Below are 1,470 nucleotides of genomic sequence, written 5' to 3' on the forward strand. Positions count from 1 at the left end.
CAATACCGGTGACTTTGGTGTGATTCGGTCGTTGAGTGGTTTGTGCCAAGGCCTGGACAGGTGAAGTTGCCGGCGAGTGATCGGCTCTCGGATCGGATCGCGTTGGGGGTGCTGACGCGGGCCTTCCCGCCCGAGTTGGTCGACGAGGTCGTCGCCGAGTGCGGTCGGGTCGAGCAGCGAACGCGGCTGCTTCCCGCGCGGGTTGTGGTCTATTTCGTCCTGGCGATGTGCCTGTTCTTCGGTCAGGGCTATGAGGAGGTGGCCCGGCTCCTGGTGCAGGGACTGGAGCGGGAGGGCCGATGGGCGGCCACTTGGCGGGTGCCGACGACGGCGGCGATCGGCCGGGCCCGGCTGCGGTTGGGCCCGGAGCCGTTGCGGATCCTGTTCGGGCGGGTCTGCCGGCCGGTCGCGGTCGCCGGGACGCAGGGTGCCTGGTATCGGCGCTGGCGGCTGGTCGCGGTGGACGGCACCGTCTTCGATGTGCCGGACACGGTGGCGAATGCGGAGTTCTTCGGGCGTCCGGGAACCAGCCGTGGGCAGGGCCGCAGTGCGTATCCGCAGGTGAGGGTGGCGGCCCTGGCCGAGTGCGGCACCCATGCCGTGTTCGCAGCCGAGGCCGGTCCTCTGGCGCTGCACGAGAGTGCTCTGGCCGCGCGGCTGTTCCCCGCCCTGACCGAGGGGATGCTCGTCCTGGCGGATCGGGGATTCTGCGGCTTCGACCTGTGGCGGGCGGCGAAGGCGGGCGGCGCCGACCTGCTGTGGCGGGTCCGCAGCGTCGTCGTGCTGCCTGTGGTCGAGACCCTCGCGGACGGCTCCTACCTGTCGGAGATCGTCGCCGCGCGGGACAACTACCGCCGCACGGAGCCGGAACGGGTCCGGGTGATCGAGTACAGGCTCGGCCGCGACGGCACCGTCTACCGGCTGATCACCACCGTCCTGGACCCGGCCCGGGCTCCGGCGGACGAGCTCGCAGCCCTGTATGCCCAGCGGTGGGAGATCGAGAACACCCTCGACGAGATCAAGAACCACCAGGGCGGGCCCCGGCTCGTGCTCCGTTCGCGGCACCCGCGAGGGGTCGAACAGGAGATCTTCGCGTTCCTGCTGGTCCACCATGCGTTGCGGGACCTGATGCACCAGGCCGCCCTCAAGGGCGGGCACGACCCGGACCGGATCTCCTTCACCCGCACCCTGCGCATCGTCCGCCGCCACGTCACCGGGCAGGCGGCGCTTTCCCCCCTCCCGGCTCGCCCGGGCCATCGCCCAGAGCCTGCGTGAGATCACCGAACGGCTGCTGCCCGCACGGCGGTTACGCTCCAACCCCCGTGTGATCAAACGCAAGATGTCCAACTGGGCACTCAAACGCGCCGAGCACCGCAGCCCACCGCGACCCGACACCCCAACGGTCCGGCTGGTTGGGCCGACCCGAGCGACCTCAACCAGCCGGAAAACAACCTAAATCACCGGTATTGG

Annotated in this window: 1 protein-coding gene; it reads left to right on the forward strand. The window is 70.1% G+C overall.

Annotated elements, in window-relative coordinates; translation table 11 throughout:
• Positions 1-42 precede the first annotated feature (42 nt).
• Positions 43-1,275 (forward strand): IS4 family transposase, encoded by a 1,233-nt coding sequence (locus ACZ4W5_RS37995; protein WP_465659826.1) that lies wholly within the window; start codon positions 43-45, stop codon positions 1,273-1,275.
• Positions 1,276-1,470: the final 195 nt, after the last annotated feature.

The organism is Kitasatospora sp. NPDC029367 (assembly GCF_055569135.1).